Origin of the sequence: Pseudomonas sp. NC02, from assembly GCF_002874965.1 — a bacterium.
Classification (GTDB): Bacteria; Pseudomonadota; Gammaproteobacteria; order Pseudomonadales; family Pseudomonadaceae; genus Aquipseudomonas.
In genome coordinates this window covers 1-15,626 of record NZ_CP025624.1, presented here as the reverse complement: position 1 = coordinate 15,626, position 15,626 = coordinate 1, and the positions used below count along the sequence as shown (strand labels likewise).

Annotated in this window: 12 protein-coding genes; 5 read left to right on the top strand and 7 right to left on the bottom strand. The window is 58.6% G+C overall.

From position 1 onward, the window contains the following. Nucleotides 1-10: 10 nt before the first annotated feature. From glyQ to C0058_RS00045, 4 genes are all read left to right on the top strand, one after another. Nucleotides 11-964: a glycine--tRNA ligase subunit alpha gene (glyQ, locus tag C0058_RS00060; protein WP_003213601.1), complete on the top strand. Its 954-nt coding sequence runs from the start codon at nucleotides 11-13 to the stop codon at nucleotides 962-964. Further along, the gene (gene glyS / locus C0058_RS00055; protein WP_003213599.1) at nucleotides 961-3,015 is read left to right on the top strand and encodes a glycine--tRNA ligase subunit beta; all 2,055 of its coding nucleotides are present in this window, start codon (nucleotides 961-963) and stop codon (nucleotides 3,013-3,015) included. Before glyQ ends, glyS begins: the two co-directional genes overlap by 4 nt. A 2-nt stretch (nucleotides 3,016-3,017) precedes the next feature. Beyond that, nucleotides 3,018-3,554 carry a D-glycero-beta-D-manno-heptose 1,7-bisphosphate 7-phosphatase gene (gene gmhB, locus C0058_RS00050; protein WP_166742131.1) on the top strand — a complete coding sequence of 179 codons (537 nt, stop codon included), beginning with the start codon at nucleotides 3,018-3,020 and terminating at the stop codon, nucleotides 3,552-3,554. An 84-nt stretch (nucleotides 3,555-3,638) separates the two neighbouring features. Next, a complete protein-coding gene (locus C0058_RS00045; RefSeq protein ID WP_102367807.1) occupies nucleotides 3,639-4,409 on the top strand; it encodes a 1-acyl-sn-glycerol-3-phosphate acyltransferase in 771 nt (256 codons plus the stop codon). 180 nt (nucleotides 4,410-4,589) lie between these two features. On the opposite strand, the gene C0058_RS00040 is transcribed toward C0058_RS00045, so the two are convergent. The 3 genes from C0058_RS00040 to C0058_RS00030 form a co-directional block, all read right to left on the bottom strand. Next, nucleotides 4,590-6,881: a CHASE2 domain-containing protein gene (locus tag C0058_RS00040; protein ID WP_102367806.1), complete on the bottom strand. Its 2,292-nt coding sequence runs from the start codon at nucleotides 6,879-6,881 to the stop codon at nucleotides 4,590-4,592. Nucleotides 6,882-6,899: 18 nt separating this feature from the next. Then, nucleotides 6,900-7,895 carry a FecR domain-containing protein gene (locus tag C0058_RS00035; RefSeq protein WP_250884777.1) on the bottom strand — a complete coding sequence of 332 codons (996 nt, stop codon included), beginning with the start codon at nucleotides 7,893-7,895 and terminating at the stop codon, nucleotides 6,900-6,902. 269 nt (nucleotides 7,896-8,164) lie between these two features. Continuing rightward, on the bottom strand, nucleotides 8,165-8,416 hold the full coding sequence (locus C0058_RS00030; protein WP_003213590.1) for a hypothetical protein: 252 nt from the start codon (nucleotides 8,414-8,416) through the stop codon (nucleotides 8,165-8,167). Nucleotides 8,417-8,589: 173 nt separating this feature from the next. On the opposite strand from C0058_RS00030, the gene C0058_RS00025 reads away from it, so the two are divergent. Then, entirely contained in the window at nucleotides 8,590-9,312 is a 723-nt protein-coding gene (locus C0058_RS00025; RefSeq protein ID WP_003213588.1) for a response regulator transcription factor, read from the top strand. Between the two features lie 98 nt (nucleotides 9,313-9,410). Here the strand turns inward: C0058_RS00025 and gyrB are convergent, their stop codons facing one another. Genes gyrB through dnaA form a run of 4 tightly spaced genes read right to left on the bottom strand, consistent with a single transcriptional unit; the run spans nucleotide 9,411 to nucleotide 15,626 of the window. After that, the gene (gene gyrB / locus C0058_RS00020; RefSeq protein ID WP_003213587.1) at nucleotides 9,411-11,834 is read right to left on the bottom strand and encodes a DNA topoisomerase (ATP-hydrolyzing) subunit B; all 2,424 of its coding nucleotides are present in this window, start codon (nucleotides 11,832-11,834) and stop codon (nucleotides 9,411-9,413) included. A gap of 4 nt (nucleotides 11,835-11,838) precedes the next feature. Then, on the bottom strand, nucleotides 11,839-12,942 hold the full coding sequence (gene recF, locus C0058_RS00015; protein ID WP_003213585.1) for a DNA replication/repair protein RecF: 1,104 nt from the start codon (nucleotides 12,940-12,942) through the stop codon (nucleotides 11,839-11,841). Nucleotides 12,943-12,962: 20 nt separating this feature from the next. Beyond that, the gene (dnaN, locus tag C0058_RS00010) at nucleotides 12,963-14,066 is read right to left on the bottom strand and encodes a DNA polymerase III subunit beta (protein ID WP_003213582.1); all 1,104 of its coding nucleotides are present in this window, start codon (nucleotides 14,064-14,066) and stop codon (nucleotides 12,963-12,965) included. A gap of 39 nt (nucleotides 14,067-14,105) precedes the next feature. Beyond that, nucleotides 14,106-15,626, bottom strand: a complete 1,521-nt coding sequence (dnaA, locus tag C0058_RS00005; protein ID WP_032868695.1) for a chromosomal replication initiator protein DnaA — start codon at nucleotides 15,624-15,626, stop codon at nucleotides 14,106-14,108.

The window sequence follows — 15,626 nt, the reverse complement described above, 5'->3', positions numbered from 1 at the left end:
GGTGAATTTCGTGAGCCAGCCTACGCCAGCCGTGCGTACCTTCCAAGACTTGATCCTCGCCCTCCAGCAATACTGGGCCGAGCAAGGTTGTGTGGTACTTCAGCCCTACGATATGGAAGTAGGCGCCGGCACTTTCCACACCGCTACCTTCCTGCGGGCCATCGGCCCGGAAACCTGGAACGCCGCTTATGTGCAGCCCAGTCGTCGCCCGACTGACGGCCGCTACGGCGAAAACCCGAACCGCCTGCAGCACTACTACCAGTTCCAGGTGGTTCTGAAGCCAAACCCGGACAACTTCCAGGAGCTGTACCTGGGCTCGTTGAAACATGTCGGCCTGGACCCGCTGGTCCACGACATCCGTTTCGTCGAAGACAACTGGGAATCGCCAACCCTGGGCGCCTGGGGCCTGGGCTGGGAAGTCTGGCTCAACGGCATGGAAGTGACGCAGTTCACTTACTTCCAGCAAGCCGGCGGCATCGAGTGCTACCCGGTGACCGGCGAGATCACCTACGGTCTCGAGCGCCTGGCCATGTACCTGCAAGGCGTGGACTCGGTCTACGACCTGGTGTGGGCTGACGGCCCGTTCGGCAAGGTGACCTACGGCGACGTGTTCCACCAGAACGAAGTGGAGCAGTCGACCTACAACTTCGAGCACGCCAACGTCGAGAAGCTGTTCGAACTGTTCGACTTCTATGAAAGCGAAGCCAAGCGCCTGATCGAACTGGATCAGCCGTTGCCGTTGCCAAGCTATGAAATGGTTCTGAAGGCATCCCACACCTTCAACCTGCTGGACGCCCGTCGTGCCATCTCGGTAACTGCGCGCCAGCAATACATCCTGCGTGTACGCACCCTGGCGCGTTCCGTCGCCCAAGCCTACCTGTTGGCTCGCGCCAAGCTGGGCTTCCCGATGGCCACCCCGGACCTGCGTGATGAAGTGTTGGCTAAGCTGGAGGCTGCACAATGAGTGCTCAAGATTTCCTGGTTGAACTGGGCACCGAAGAGCTGCCACCCAAGGCCCTGAATACCCTGGCCGACGCATTCCTGGCCGGTATCGAAAAAGGCCTGCAAACCGCTGGCCTGAAGTTCGCCGCAAAAAAGGTCTACGCCGCGCCGCGCCGACTGGCTGTGTTGCTCACCGCACTGGAAACCCAGCAGCCGGACCGCAGCATCAACCTCGACGGCCCGCCACGCCAGGCCGCCTTCGATGCTGAAGGCAACCCGACTCAAGCCGCCCTTGGTTTTGCCAAGAAGTGTGGCGTCGAGCTGAGCGAGATCGACCAGAGCGGCCCGAAGCTGCGTTTCAGCCAGGTCATTACCGGCAAGCCGACCGCCAGCCTGTTGCCGACCATCGTTGAAGACTCGCTGAACGACCTGCCGATCCCCAAGCGCATGCGCTGGGGTGCCCGCAAGGAAGAGTTCGTGCGCCCGACCCAATGGCTGGTGATGCTGCTCGGTGACCAGGTCATCGACTGCACCATCCTCGCCCAGAAGGCCGGCCGTGATTCACGTGGCCACCGCTTCCACCATCCTGAAGCCGTGCGCATCACCGCGCCCGCCAACTACCTCAATGACCTGCGTGCAGCCTATGTGCTGGCGGATGCCAATGAGCGCCGCGAGCTGATCAGCAAGCGTACCGAAGAGCTGGCCCGCCTGCAGGAAGGCACCGCCATCGTGCCGCCAAGCCTGCTGGACGAAGTGACCGCTTTGGTTGAATGGCCAGTGCCGCTGGTGTGCTCGTTCGAGGAGCGTTTCCTCGACGTGCCGCAGGAAGCGCTGATCACCACCATGCAGGACAACCAGAAGTATTTCTGCCTGCTGGACGTCGACGGCAAGCTGCTGCCGCGCTTCATCACCGTGGCCAACATCGAAAGCAAGGACCCCCAGCAGATCATCGCCGGTAACGAAAAAGTCGTTCGCCCGCGCCTGACTGACGCCGAGTTCTTCTTCAAGCAAGACAAGAAGCAGAAGCTCGAAGACTTCAACCTGCGCCTGCAGAACGTGGTGTTCCAGGAAAAACTCGGCAGCGTCTACGACAAGGCCGTGCGGGTTTCCAAGCTGGCGGCCTACATCGCGCCACGCATTGGTGGCGATGCTGCCTGGGCTGCGCGTGCCGGCCTGCTGTCCAAGTGCGACCTGGCCACCGAGATGGTCGGCGAGTTCCCGGAGATGCAAGGTGTTGCCGGTTACTACTACGCCCTGAATGATGGCGAGCCGCAAGACGTCGCCCTCGCGCTGAACGAGCAGTACATGCCGCGCGGTGCCGGCGCCGAGCTGCCGACCACCCTCACCGGTGCGGCCGTGGCCATCGCTGACAAGCTGGATACCCTCGTCGGTATCTTCGGTATCGGCATGTTGCCTACCGGCAGCAAAGACCCGTATGCGCTGCGCCGTGCGGCCCTGGGCGTGCTGCGGATCCTGATCGACAAGAAGCTCGACCTCGACCTGACCCAGGCCGTGGTGTTTGCGGTTGGCCAGTTCGGTGCCAAGGTCAAGCAAGCCGGCCTGGCCGAGCAAGTGCTGGAATTCGTGTTCGACCGTCTGCGTGCGCGTTACGAAGACGAAGGCGTGGACGTTTCGGTGTACCTGTCGGTACGTGCCCTGCAACCAGGTTCGGCGCTGGACTTCGACCAGCGTGTGCAGGCCGTACAGGCCTTCCGCAAGCTGCCGGAAGCCGGTGCCCTGGCCGCCGTGAACAAGCGTGTGTCGAACCTGCTGAGCAAGGCCGACAACCTCGGCAATGCCGAAGTCGACCCGGGCCTGTTTGCCGATGCCAAGGAGTTCTCGCTGAACTCGGCCATCGCCAAGGCAGAAAATGCAGTGAAGCCGCTGATCGCCGAACGCAACTACGCCGAAGCCTTGGCGCGCCTGGCCACATTGCGTGAGCCGGTGGATGCGTTCTTCGAAGCGGTGATGATCAATGCCGAAGACGCGGGCGTGCGGAAAAACCGCTACGCCATGCTGGCGCGCCTGCGCGGCCTGTTCATCAATATCGCTGACATTTCCGTACTGAGCTGACCATGTTGAAACTGCTGATTCTCGATCGGGACGGAGTGATCAATTACGACTCCGACGCTTACATCAAATCGGTGGCGGAATGGATTCCACTGCCCGGCTCGATCGAGGCCATCGCGCAGTTGAGCAAAGCGGGCTGGACGGTGGCCATCGCCACCAACCAGTCCGGCATCGCCCGCGGCTACTACGACATCGCCACCCTCGACGCCATGCACGCGCGCCTGCGCACGCTGGTGGCCGAGCAGGGCGGTGAAGTAGGGCTGGTGGTGTATTGCCCGCACGGCCCGGATGAAGGCTGCGATTGCCGCAAGCCCAAACCGGGTATGCTTAAAACTATTGCTGAACATTACAACGTGCCGTTGGCTGGGCTATGGTTTGTCGGGGACAGCCTCGGTGACCTGGAAGCCGCCAAAGCCGTCGACTCTCAGCCAGTTTTGGTAAAAACCGGGAAAGGCGAAAAGACCCAGGCTAAAACCCTGCCGGTAGGTACTTTGATTTTTGACGATCTGGCGGCGGTTGCCGCAGAACTTATCAACAACTAGCAGCCCTTCTGACTTCCTGACCAAGGACTGTTCGGGAGCGCGCTTTTAACAGGCGGGCGTTGTCCCGCAACGGTAAATGCCGCCATGTCGATTTTGCAGGCCATCAGAACCTTCTTCTTTTACCTGCTGTTGGGCACCAGCTCTTTTCTCTGGTGCACCCTGAGCTTTTTTATCGCGCCTTTCCTGCCGTTCAAGGCGCGCTATCGTTTCATCAACGTCTTTTGGTGCAACTGCGCGCTGTGGTTGACCAAGGTGTTCCTGAACATTCGTTTCGAGATCAGGGGCGCCGAAAACGTCCCGGACCAGCCTTGTGTGATTCTGTCGAACCACCAGAGCACCTGGGAAACCTTTTTCCTGTCTGCGTATTTCTCGCCCCTGAGCCAGGTGCTCAAGCGTGAGCTGCTGTACGTACCATTCTTCGGCTGGGCCATGGCCATGCTGCGACCGATCGCCATCGACCGCGACAACCCCAAGGCCGCACTCAAGCATGTGGCCAAGAAGGGCGATGAGCTGTTGAAGGATGGGGTTTGGGTGCTGATCTTCCCTGAAGGCACACGCGTGCCCTACGGCACTGTGGGCAAGTTCTCACGTGGCGGTACGGCCCTGGCGGTGAACGCCGGGCTGCCGGTGCTGCCAGTTGCCCACAATGCCGGCAAGTTCTGGCCAAAGACCGGCTGGGCCAAGCGTGAAGGCACCATCACTGTAATCATTGGCGAGCCCATGTATGCCGAGGGCGAAGGCCCACGTGCCATTGCAGCGCTGAACGACCGTGCCCAGGCATGGAATGAAGCGCAACAAAGAGCCATGGGTTCGTTGCCGCCGGAGCCGGTTGTGGTCGACACGCCGGTGATTTGAGTTTCTGTGGATAACCTGTGTACGGTTTGTTGGCGAATTGCGCTTTTTAGCTTATAGGCTGCTGATTTACTTACATATTTCCCAAGCTCATAAAACGGCGGAAAAGGTGCATAAGTTTTTTCCGCATTAAAAAACCGGTCCTTGAGACCGGTTTTTTATGCACAGGTGAAAAGCCGCGATTCAGTCTCGCCACAATGGCAGTTGAAGGATGAAGGTCGTACCTTTATCCACCTCGCTCTCGCAGCGAATTCTCCCACCGTGACGATCCACGACGGCCTTGACCATGGTCAGCCCCAACCCCAATCCTTCACTGCCCTGAGCCGAGGCGAAGCGCCGGTATTGAGCGAAGAGTTCGGGCAAATCCTGCGGGGAGATTCCTCGCCCCTGGTCGCTGATACGGCACTGCAAAGCGTCTTCATGGCTGGTCAGGCTTAACGTAACGGTGGTGCCCGATGGGCTGTATTTCACCGCATTTTCCAACAGGTTGAACAAGGCTCGGGTCAGCAGCGATTGGTCTGCCCACACCGTTTCTTCGCCGTCTTCATCCAGGTGATGGACCAGGCGAATGCCTTTCAACTGGGCGTGCACTGCGACTTGATCAAATGCGTCGAGCACCAACATGGCGAACAGGCTGGGCTGGAATTGGTAGCCATCGGATTCGGCTTTCGCCAGCTGCACGAATGATTCGGTCAGGTTCAGGGCACGGCGGACTTGTTGTTCGATCTGCGCAAATATCGGCGCGGCGGTGTCCTGAACATCCAACAGGGCCAGGATCGCCGAATGCGGCGCACGCAAGTCATGGGACAGAAAGCGCAGCAGGGTCTCCCGTTGCTGCTGGGCATCACGCTCAATGCTCAGGTCTGTGAGGCTCAGCAGCCAGCCCAGGGCCACGTCACCGTCTGCGGGCAGCAGCGGCGCCAGGTCGAGGCGCAGGCTGCGGTCAAGGGTGTCGCGGAACTCGACAATCTCCAGCGTCGACAGGGCAGGGCGAACACCGTCCTGCAGCGGTGGATAACCTAATGTGGCGAGCTGATCCAAGAGGTTTTCGGCCACCAATTCATTGCCGAACACATCGCGGGCAATTCGATTGGCCAGCAGGACGTTGCCCTTGGGATCGGTAATCAAGGTTGCTACAGGCAAACATTCCAGCCCATCGGCCATGAAGCGACGAGTGTCCCGGGTACGGCTGACCGCTTGTTCGAGGGCGAAGATTCGTCCCTGCAATACATCACCCTGGCTGGCGGGCGCTCGACGGCGCTCCGGGAGCACTTTGGGTTCGTTGTCCAGGCGTGCCAGTTCCCAGCCAAAGTAGGCCAGGATCACGCTCAGGCGCCGCCAGTTCCAGATCAGGTAGCTGAGCAGCATGCCAATCAGACTTGCTGCCGGCGACCACCAATGGCCCAGGCGCAACAGGCCCCATGAACCCAGAAGCGCAGCCCCCATGCAACCGAGGGTCAGCCACAGTGCATAACGCGGGCGAAATAGCAGAAGGCCCAACAGCACCGCGACCATCGCGGTGGCCAGTAGCGTCGCCATCCACACGGGCAGATCGACAATACTGCGCCCTTGCAGCAAGCCATTGAGAATATTTGCCTGGATCTCCACGCCCGGGGTGGTGCCGACACTGGCCGAAAGCGGCGTGACATAACGGTCGCCCATGCCCGGTGCCGTAGCGCCAATCAGGATCAAGCGGTCGCGCAGCAACTCGGATGGCACCTCCCCGCGCAAGACACTGATATACGGCACGCTGGGAAAGCCAGCATGACTGGCAATAAAAGGAATTCGAATGGCATTTTCCCGCTGCCAGCTGGAGCTTTCCGACGGACCAGGTGCGCCTGGCATTCCGGATGGCTGGCCGCTCAGTTCAAACGCCAGCCAAGCTAACTGCGGTGTCAAATTACCGGGTGGACCTTCACGCAAATACAGGCTTCGAACGATGCCGTCGCTGTCCGCTTCCACGTTGATATGGCCGACGCTACGGGCACAATCACGCAAGGGCAACACGGGCAGGATTTGCGCCACAGGCTGGCCGTAGCGTGGCGAGCCTTCACGAATCAAAGGCAACAGGACGTTGCCAGCGTTGCACATAGCCTCGGCCAAGCGCAGGTCATTGGCTGGCTCCCGGGCGGGCTCGCTGAAGATCACATCAAACAGGATGCCGGCAGGCTTGGCGGCGCTCAGCCGATCAAGCAGGTCGGCATGCACACGTCGGGACCACGGCCATTGGCCAAGTTCCTTCAGACTTCGGTCGTCGATCGTTACCAGCAGGATGCGTGGATCCACCGATAAAGGCGCCAGCCGGCGGAGGCTGTCATACAGCAGGTTATTGAGGGCCAGGCCAGGGCTCAGGGACAGGAAGGCCGTGATGGGTAATAGCAACAGGCTGACCCACAGCCATTCGCGCACCAGGCCATTGAACAGCCGCTGAGCCTGAGTCGGTTGGCGCTTTTCAGCCCTGTGCCACAGCCTCACCGGCTCGCGTCCAGGGCACTACTGCACGCGGTTCGCGGGTGGGTAATAGAAAATGTCATAAACCCCGGTTTCTCCCTCAAGCCCGTGTTCATCATATGCCGACAAGCGAACGTGATAGAACGATGCTTTCAGCCCAGTGAAGCGCATTTGCGGCTTGTCGGAGAAGTTTTCCTGCTTGATGTTCAGAAACTCCTTATCGGTCGCGACCTGGGCCCGGTAGCGTTGGGCCCCGGCCAATGGCCGCAGGAACAGGGTCCAGACAGGCGCATCGCCCTTTTGGCCGTCCTGGCCGACCAACCGTGGCGCATCAAGCAGTTCCACGGGTTTGAGTTCGCCTTGTTTCTTGAAGGCCAGGCCCTGCCGCGCACCAACCTTTACTTCACCAGAGACTGGACCGGTAATGGGCTTCTTCTTGATAGGGCGCGGGCTCGGTGGAGCGTCATCACGATTGACCGCCACTTGCCCGTTGAGTACTTCCACCAGCGATTGTTCGCCATCGTTACGTACACGGAAATGCGTGCCGCGTACCCCCAGAACGCCCACCGGGGTCATGATCTGGAAACGGTCATAGTCGCTGGCACGCTTGATCACGTAAGCCTCGACCTGACCTTCTTCAAGAATCACCTGGGGAATGGATTGCTCCTCGACCAGATGCAATCGGACCTGGGAGCTGGAGGGCAAGACAATCCGCGAGCCGTCCCCCAGCAACAGGCTGACAAATGCGCCCGATGAGGTTTTCACGCTTTCTTGTTCATCGATGAACATGCCTTCTTCCAGAGCCGTGGACACACCCTTGGCATCCAGTTTCCAGGCTTCGCCCGTGAGGTGCTGCACCACTGCCGGAAGCGGTTGCGCGCGGCACATCCGGTTGTCGTCGATATAGGGTGCACGGGGAGGGGCAGGGCGTGCCAAGGCCGGAAGACTCACTACGCCAAGCGTAACGATCAGGCCCGAACTCAACAGCGTAGAAGCGGCAGAGCGGAATCGGCAAGGGAAAAAGGTCATGGCGCTCATCAAGATTCTAGTTCTAATGGGTCATCAGAAAGCACTTTCAGGCAGCGTCTTGCAGCGGGAAGACCTTGAGTACCGTCTACGATACTCGATGAGGTATCCAGTCGATAGCCGAAATATCTGGGAGCGTGAGATCCATTGCAGAAGATGACACGTCCCTGTGTCGGAGCACTTCCGTCGCTCCAATCCGTGTGTCATCCAGCGAGAGCGAATTTACCTACAACATAGGTGCATCGGACCGATTCGCAACATTTGTTCAGATTTGCGGGTACTTAAAATACCCAACGTTGGGTCTGCTGCTGTTCGCTGAGTTGCTGAAACGGTGAACGGGCGAAGCCCATGCCATTGCCGGGCTCACTCAAAGTCTGCCGTTCCTCGAACGGCATAGGTATCGCCGGCTTATTGGCCCCGACCGTTTCCGTGCCCAGCGTAGCAACCATCACCACCAATACCAGTCTTCCCCATACATCAACCTTCCCCAGAACGGCCATACGTCTCGAAACAGCATAAAACCAGATTGCCATTGATCCTTTTCCTGAAGGTCTCGAGCCGGTATCTTCCCAGCTTGGGTGTTGACGATTTCCAATGGCTTGCGGCCATTTGATATCAGCGTACCGAGAGATTCAGAGGGCCTGAGAATCTGGCCATAATTGTTCAGATTCGATGCCCGCATTCTTCAATAAGAAAGGACCCTGCCATGCGTGTCGCAATATTGGATGACGAACCTGCTGAACTGCGGCGGGTGGAACAGACACTGCGACAAATCCCCAGCGCTGCGGATCAGCCATGGACCCTGCACTGCTTCGAGCGTGGAGAAGACCTGCTGCGACAACTGCGCCGCGAGACCTTCGACTTGCTGATCCTTGACTGGCAACTGCCCGACCTCAGTGGCCTGGCATTGCTGCGCTGGACCCGCGAGCACATGGAAGCGCCGCCAGCCGCCATCATGCTTACCAGCCGCGATGCCGAGAGCGATATCGTCCAGGCGCTGAACAGTGGTGCAGATGATTACGTCAGCAAGCCGTTTCGTCCCAATGAGCTTAAGGCTCGGGTGAATGCCGTTCTGCGTCGCCACGGGTTGCAGAAGTCTGCAGCCAGTGAGGTGCATACCTTCAATGACCTGACCTTTGATGATGCTGAACTCACGGTGAGCAGGGCGGGAAAACCCATCAGCCTGACGGAGCGCGAATACCGCCTGGCGCGGTGCCTGTTTGAGAACCTGGCGCGGCCGCTGTCTCGAGAGTACCTGTATGAACGGTTCTGGACCCATGAGGAGATGGTGTCGTCGCGGCCGCTGGATACGCATATTTATCGGCTGCGGAATAAGCTCGGGCTGACGGCGGATCGGGGTTGGCAGTTGCTGACGATCTATGGGTACGGATATCGGTTGGAGAGTGTGACGGCGGCTTCCGAGGACTGAGATGTTCCACGTGGAGCATTTATAAAATGCTCATATCCAGCCCATAAAAAAGGCCAACGCTAAGCGTTGGCCTTTTTTGTTTTTGCGCTGCAACCTGATCAGAAGTCCAGGTTGGAAACCGCCAGGGCATTGCTCTCGATGAAGTCACGACGAGGCTCGACCGCATCACCCATCAGGGTGTTAAAGATCTGGTCCGCGCCAATGGCGTCTTCGATGGTCACGCGCAGCATGCGACGCTGGGCTGGGTCCATGGTGGTTTCCCACAGCTGATCCGGGTTCATTTCGCCCAGACCTTTGTATCGCTGAATGGTATGGCGCTTGGTGCTTTCCGCCATCAACCAGTCCAGGGCTTCCTTGAACTCTTTGACCGCTTTCTTGCGCTCGCCACGCTGAATGTAAGCACCGTCGTCCAGCAGGGTGCTCAGTTGCGCGCCGAGGGTAACAACCGTCTTGTAGTCGTTGCTGCCGAAGAAGTCGCGGTTGAAGGTGACGTAGTTCGACAGGCCGTGGGAAATCAGTTCGACCTCTGGCAGCCAGACGTTACGTTCACGGTCTTCACGCAGGCTGGCTTTGTAGACCAGGCCGGATTTTTCAACGGTACGCAGGCGGACTTCGTACTGGGCCAACCAAGCCTGCATGTGAGCATGATCACCCAACTGTTCCAGGCTGACGGATGGCAGGTAGATGAAGTGCTCGGTCAGCTCCTGAGGGTACAGGCGCGACAAACGCTTGAGGGTCTTCATCACCATGCGGAAGTCGTTTACCAGGCGCTCCAACGCTTCACCGGAGATGCCCGGGGCTTCGTCGTTCAAGTGCAGGCTCGCATCTTCCAGGGCCGACTGCGTCATGTACTCTTCCATGGCGTCGTCGTCTTTGATGTATTGCTCTTGCTTGCCTTTTTTCACTTTGTACAACGGTGGCTGGGCGATGTAGATGTAGCCACGCTCGATCAACTCCGGCAACTGACGGAAGAAGAACGTCAGCAGCAGGGTGCGGATGTGCGAACCGTCAACGTCAGCATCGGTCATGATGATGATGTTGTGATAGCGCAGCTTGTCGATGTTGTACTCATCGCGGCCGATGCCACAGCCCAGGGCGGTGATCAAGGTGCCGACTTCCTGCGAGGAAATCATCTTGTCGAAACGCGCCTTCTCGACGTTGAGGATCTTACCCTTCAACGGCAGGATGGCCTGGGTGCGACGGTTGCGACCCTGCTTGGCGGAACCGCCAGCAGAGTCACCTTCCACCAGGTACAGTTCGGAGAGGGCAGGGTCTTTCTCCTGGCAGTCAGCCAGTTTGCCCGGCAGGCCGGCGATATCCAGCGCACCTTTACGACGGGTCATCTCACGGGCTTTACGCGCCGCTTCACGAGCCCGTGCTGCGTCGATCATCTTGCCGACAACCAGCTTGGCTTCGTTCGGGTTTTCCAGCAGGAAGTCGGAGAAGTACTTGCCCATTTCCTGTTCGACCGCTGTCTTCACTTCGGAGGACACCAGCTTGTCTTTGGTCTGGGAGCTGAACTTCGGATCCGGAACCTTGACCGAGATAATGGCGGTCAGGCCTTCGCGGGCATCGTCACCGGTGGTGGCGACTTTGTGTTTCTTCGCCAGGCCTTCCGCTTCGATGTAGGTGTTCAGGTTACGCGTCAGTGCAGAACGGAAACCCACCAGGTGAGTACCGCCATCGCGCTGAGGAATGTTGTTGGTGAAGCACAACAGGTTCTCGTTGAAGCTGTCGTTCCACTGCAGGGCGATTTCTACGCCGATGCCGTCTTCACGCTGGATGTTGAAGTGGAACACCTGATTGACCGCGGTCTTGTTGGTGTTCAGGTATTCAACGAACGCACGCAGGCCGCCTTCGTACTTGAACAGCTCTTCCTTGCCGCTGCGTTCGTCCTTGAGGACGATACCCACACCGGAGTTCAGGAAAGACAGTTCACGAATCCGCTTTGCCAGAATGTCCCAGCTGAAGTGGATGTTCTTGAAGGTTTCAGCCGAAGGCTTGAAGTGAATCTGCGTACCAGTGCTTTCGCTGTCACCGACGATTTTCATCGGTTCCTGTGGAACACCATGAACGTAAGTCTGTTCCCAGATCTTGCCGCTACGACGTACAGTCAGGATCAGCTCTTCGGAAAGGGCGTTTACTACCGAAACACCTACACCGTGCAAACCGCCGGATACTTTATAGGAGTTATCGTCGAACTTACCGCCGGCGTGGAGCACGGTCATGATGACCTCTGCCGCCGAAACGCCTTCTTCTTTATGCACATCTACCGGAATGCCGCGACCGTTGTCGCGTACGGTGATGGATTCGTCCGGGTGGATGATGATGCTGATGTCGTCGCAGTGACCGGCCAAAGCTTCGTCGATCGAGTTATCGACCACCTCGAACACCATGTGGTGCAGACCGCTGCCATCATCGGTATCACCGATGTACATACCGGGACGTTTGCGTACGGCATCCAAACCTTTAAGCACTTTAATGCTGGTCGAGTCGTACGTATTCGTATTTTCTTCGCTCATGCCTTCACTCCCGATGGTCGTGGGTCTGGGTGATACGGCCTTGTTCCACGTGGAACAAAGCGACTGGCGTTTCCGTCTGCCAGCCTTCCCTCAATAATTCGTGGTCTACACAGGTGATAAACACCTGGCAGCGTAAGTCTTCCAACAAGCGGCATAACGCGCGGCGGTGCTGCTCGTCCAGTTCGGACGGCAAGTCATCCACCAGATAAATACATTGCCCGCGCCGGGCCTGGCTAACCAGATGCCCCTGGGCGATACGCAAAGCGCAGACCACCAACTTCTGCTGACCGCGGGACAAGATATCCGCAGCATTATGTGCGCCCAATCTAAGGCGCAAATCAGCCCGTTGTGGTCCGGCCTGGGTGTGACCAATTTGCTGATCCCGTTGCAAGGACGTCGCGAGCACTGCACTCAGTTCCCGGTCTTTGTCCCAACCACGGTAGTAGCTCAACGTCAGCCCCTCGAGTTCAAGTAACTCGCTCAAGGTCTGCTCAAAGACTGGTTTCAAGGCTTTGATATAGGCGCGGCGGTATTCATCTATTTCAGCGCTGGCCAGGCACAGTTCCCGGTCCCAAGCAGCTTGCGAAGCGGCGTCAAGTGTACCATGCCGCAGCCATGAGTTCCGCTGCCGCAGGGCCTTCTGCAGGCGCTGCCAAGTGGCCATGAAACGCGGTTCCACGTGGAACACTCCCCAATCGAGGAATTGCCTGCGGATTTTTGGCGCGCCTTCCAGCAAGCGGAAGCTGTCCGGGTTGATCAGTTGCAGCGGCAGGATTTCTGCCAGCTGCGCAGCACTACGAGCATTCTGCCCATCGATGCGGATTTGAAACTCCCCCTGACGATCACGAGAAATCCCCAGGCTGCTATGACCGCCTTCGGCCAATTCGACTTGGCCAAATACTGTGCACGCCAGTTGCTCGTACTGAATCACCGGCAACAAGCGGGCACTGCGAAAGGAACGAGCGAGCCCCAGCAGGTGAATGGCTTCCAGCACGCTGGTTTTGCCACTGCCGTTGGCGCCGTGGAGGATATTGATGCGGGGGGAGGGGGAGAAGGTCACCGGGTGCAAATTGCGCACCGCGGTGACCGAGACGCGACTGAGGGACATCTAGCTTCTGCTGAACATGATTACAGGCGCATCGGCATGACAACGTAAGCCGAGTCATCGTTGTCGGATTCTTGTACCAGGGCGCTGCTGTTGGAGTCAGACAGAATCAGGCGAACCTGTTCAGTGGTCATCACGCCCAGCACGTCCAACAGGTAGCTGACGTTGAAGCCGATTTCCAGGTTGCCGCCGTTGTAGTCGACGCCCACTTCTTCTTCCGCTTCTTCCTGCTCAGGGTTATTCGCCTGGATTTTCAGTTGGCCGTTGGCCAATTGCAGGCGGATACCACGGTATTTCTCGTTGGAAAGAATAGCGGTACGGCTGAACGCTTCACGCAGGGCCTGACGATCACCGATCACCAGCTTGTCGCCGCCTTTTGGCAGAACGCGCTCGTAATCCGGGAACTTGCCGTCAACCAGCTTGGAAGTGAAGGTGAACTCGCCAGTGGTCGCGCGGATGTGGTGCTGGCCCAGCACGATACTGACATTGCCATCCGGCTCGGTCAGCAGGCGCGCGAGTTCCAGAATACCTTTACGCGGCACGATCACCTGGTGGCGATCCGGCTGACCGATATCGGCCTTCATCGAGCACATGGCCAGTCGGTGACCGTCGGTGGCTACGGCGCGGATGATGCCTTCGGAGACTTCCAGCAGCATGCCGTTAAGGTAATAACGCACGTCCTGCTGGGCCATGGCGAAACTGGTGCGCTCGATCAAGCGGCGCAGTCGGCTTTGTTCCAGGCTGCAGGTCAGCGAGCCTGGGCCTTCTTCCACGGTCGGGAAGTCGTTGGCCGGCAAGGTCGACAGGGTGAAACGGCTGCGACCGGCCTTGACCACCAGCTTTTGCTCATCAACCTTGATGTCGATCAGCGCGTCGTTGGGCAGGCTCTTGCAGATGTCCATCAGCTTGCGCGCCGGCACGGTGATCTCGCCGGGTTCGGCGGGCTCTTCGAGCTGGACGCGACCGACCAGCTCGACTTCCAGGTCGGTACCGGTCAAGGACAATTGCTGGCCTTCGACAACCAGCAATACGTTGGAAAGCACCGGCAAGGTCTGTCGGCGCTCGACGACGCCTGCGACCAGTTGCAGGGGTTTCAACAGGGCTTCGCGTTGAATGGTGAAATGCATGGTCTAGTCCCTTGCCTTAATAAGCTGCGCTGGTGTTCATCAAGTAGTCAGTGTACGCAGCAGGTTCTTGTAGTCCTCGCGAATATCCGCGTCGGATTCCTTAAGTTCGTTGATCTTGCGGCACGCGTGCAAGACCGTGGTGTGGTCGCGACCGCCAAACACATCACCAATTTCCGGCAGGCTGTGGTTGGTCAGCTCTTTGGAGAGCGCCATCGCTACCTGGCGGGGACGTGCTACCGAGCGCGAACGGCGCTTGGACAGCAGGTCGGAAATCTTGATCTTGTAATACTCGGCCACGGTGCGCTGGATGTTATCCACACTCACCAGCTTGTCTTGCAACGCCAGCAGGTCTTTCAGGGATTCGCGAATCAGCTCGATGGTGATGTCACGACCCATGAAGTGCGAGTGAGCGATGACCCGCTTGAGTGCGCCTTCCAGTTCACGCACGTTGGAGCGAATGCGCTGGGCGATAAAGAACGCGGCGTCGTGCGGCAGGTCGACTTTGGCCTGGTCGGCCTTTTTCATCAGGATCGCGACGCGGGTTTCAAGCTCCGGCGGTTCTACCGCTACGGTCAGGCCCCAGCCGAAGCGCGACTTCAGGCGCTCTTCCAGGCCTTCGATTTCCTTCGGATAACGGTCACTGGTCAGGATGACCTGCTGGCCACCTTCGAGCAACGCGTTGAACGTGTGGAAAAACTCTTCCTGGGAACGTTCCTTGCGGGCGAAGAATTGAATGTCATCGATCAGCAAGGCATCAACGGAACGGTAGAACCGCTTGAACTCGTTGATGGCGTTGAGCTGCAACGCCTTGACCATATCGGCCACGAAGCGCTCCGAGTGCAGGTACACGACCTTGGCATTCGGGTTCTTCTTTAATAGGTGGTTACCCACGGCGTGCATCAAGTGAGTTTTACCCAAGCCAACGCCACCATAAAGGAAGAGCGGGTTGTAACCGTGCTTGGGATTGTCGGCGACCTGCCAGGCAGCCGCGCGGGCCAGCTGGTTGGATTTACCTTCGACAAAGTTCTCAAAGGTGAACGTGCGGTTCAGATAGCTGGTGTGCTTGAGCGCACCCTCTACCTGGACGGTGCGCTGTTCGGCACGAACCGGGGCCTGTTGTGAGCTGGCGCCGGCCATTGGGTCAAAGCTGTCGCGGGACGGCTCTTCATTTATAGGCGCGTTTTTCTGCGACGAGGATTTCGAAGGCGTCTGGGCGACCGGGGCTGGCGAGTTATTAACAGGTGCCGCAGCGGCCTGAGCCTGGGAGGCACTGGCTGCCAACGGTGCATTCGGCGCAGCACGAGGTGCCGAGCTACGTTTGCTGCCTATTAATAAGGAGAGCACCGGAGCAAGCCCGTTGCCATGTTCATCGAGCAATTCGAGAACGCGGCTCAGGTATTTCTCGTTGACCCAGTCGAGAACAAAACGATTGGGTGCGTAGACACGCAACTCGTCGCCTTCGGCTTCGACCTGTAGCGGACGGATCCAGGTGTTGAATTGCTGGGCAGGCAGCTCATCGCGCAAAAGCTCCACGCACTGCTGCCAAAGTTCCACTGACAC

Excerpts from the sequence above, each read along its gene's own strand:
- glyS (WP_003213599.1), top strand. The coding sequence starts at position 961 with ATGAGTGCTCAAGATTTCCTGGTTGAACTGGGCACCGAAGAGCTGCCA.
- gmhB (WP_166742131.1), top strand. The coding sequence starts at position 3,018 with ATGTTGAAACTGCTGATTCTCGATCGGGACGGAGTGATCAATTACGAC.
- C0058_RS00045 (WP_102367807.1), top strand. The coding sequence starts at position 3,639 with ATGTCGATTTTGCAGGCCATCAGAACCTTCTTCTTTTACCTGCTGTTG.
- C0058_RS00035 (WP_250884777.1), bottom strand. The coding sequence starts at position 7,895 with ATGAGCGCCATGACCTTTTTCCCTTGCCGATTCCGCTCTGCCGCTTCT.
- C0058_RS00030 (WP_003213590.1), bottom strand. The coding sequence starts at position 8,416 with ATGGCAATCTGGTTTTATGCTGTTTCGAGACGTATGGCCGTTCTGGGG.
- C0058_RS00025 (WP_003213588.1), top strand. The coding sequence starts at position 8,590 with ATGCGTGTCGCAATATTGGATGACGAACCTGCTGAACTGCGGCGGGTG.
- gyrB (WP_003213587.1), bottom strand. The coding sequence starts at position 11,834 with ATGAGCGAAGAAAATACGAATACGTACGACTCGACCAGCATTAAAGTG.
- recF (WP_003213585.1), bottom strand. The coding sequence starts at position 12,942 with ATGTCCCTCAGTCGCGTCTCGGTCACCGCGGTGCGCAATTTGCACCCG.
- dnaN (WP_003213582.1), bottom strand. The coding sequence starts at position 14,066 with ATGCATTTCACCATTCAACGCGAAGCCCTGTTGAAACCCCTGCAACTG.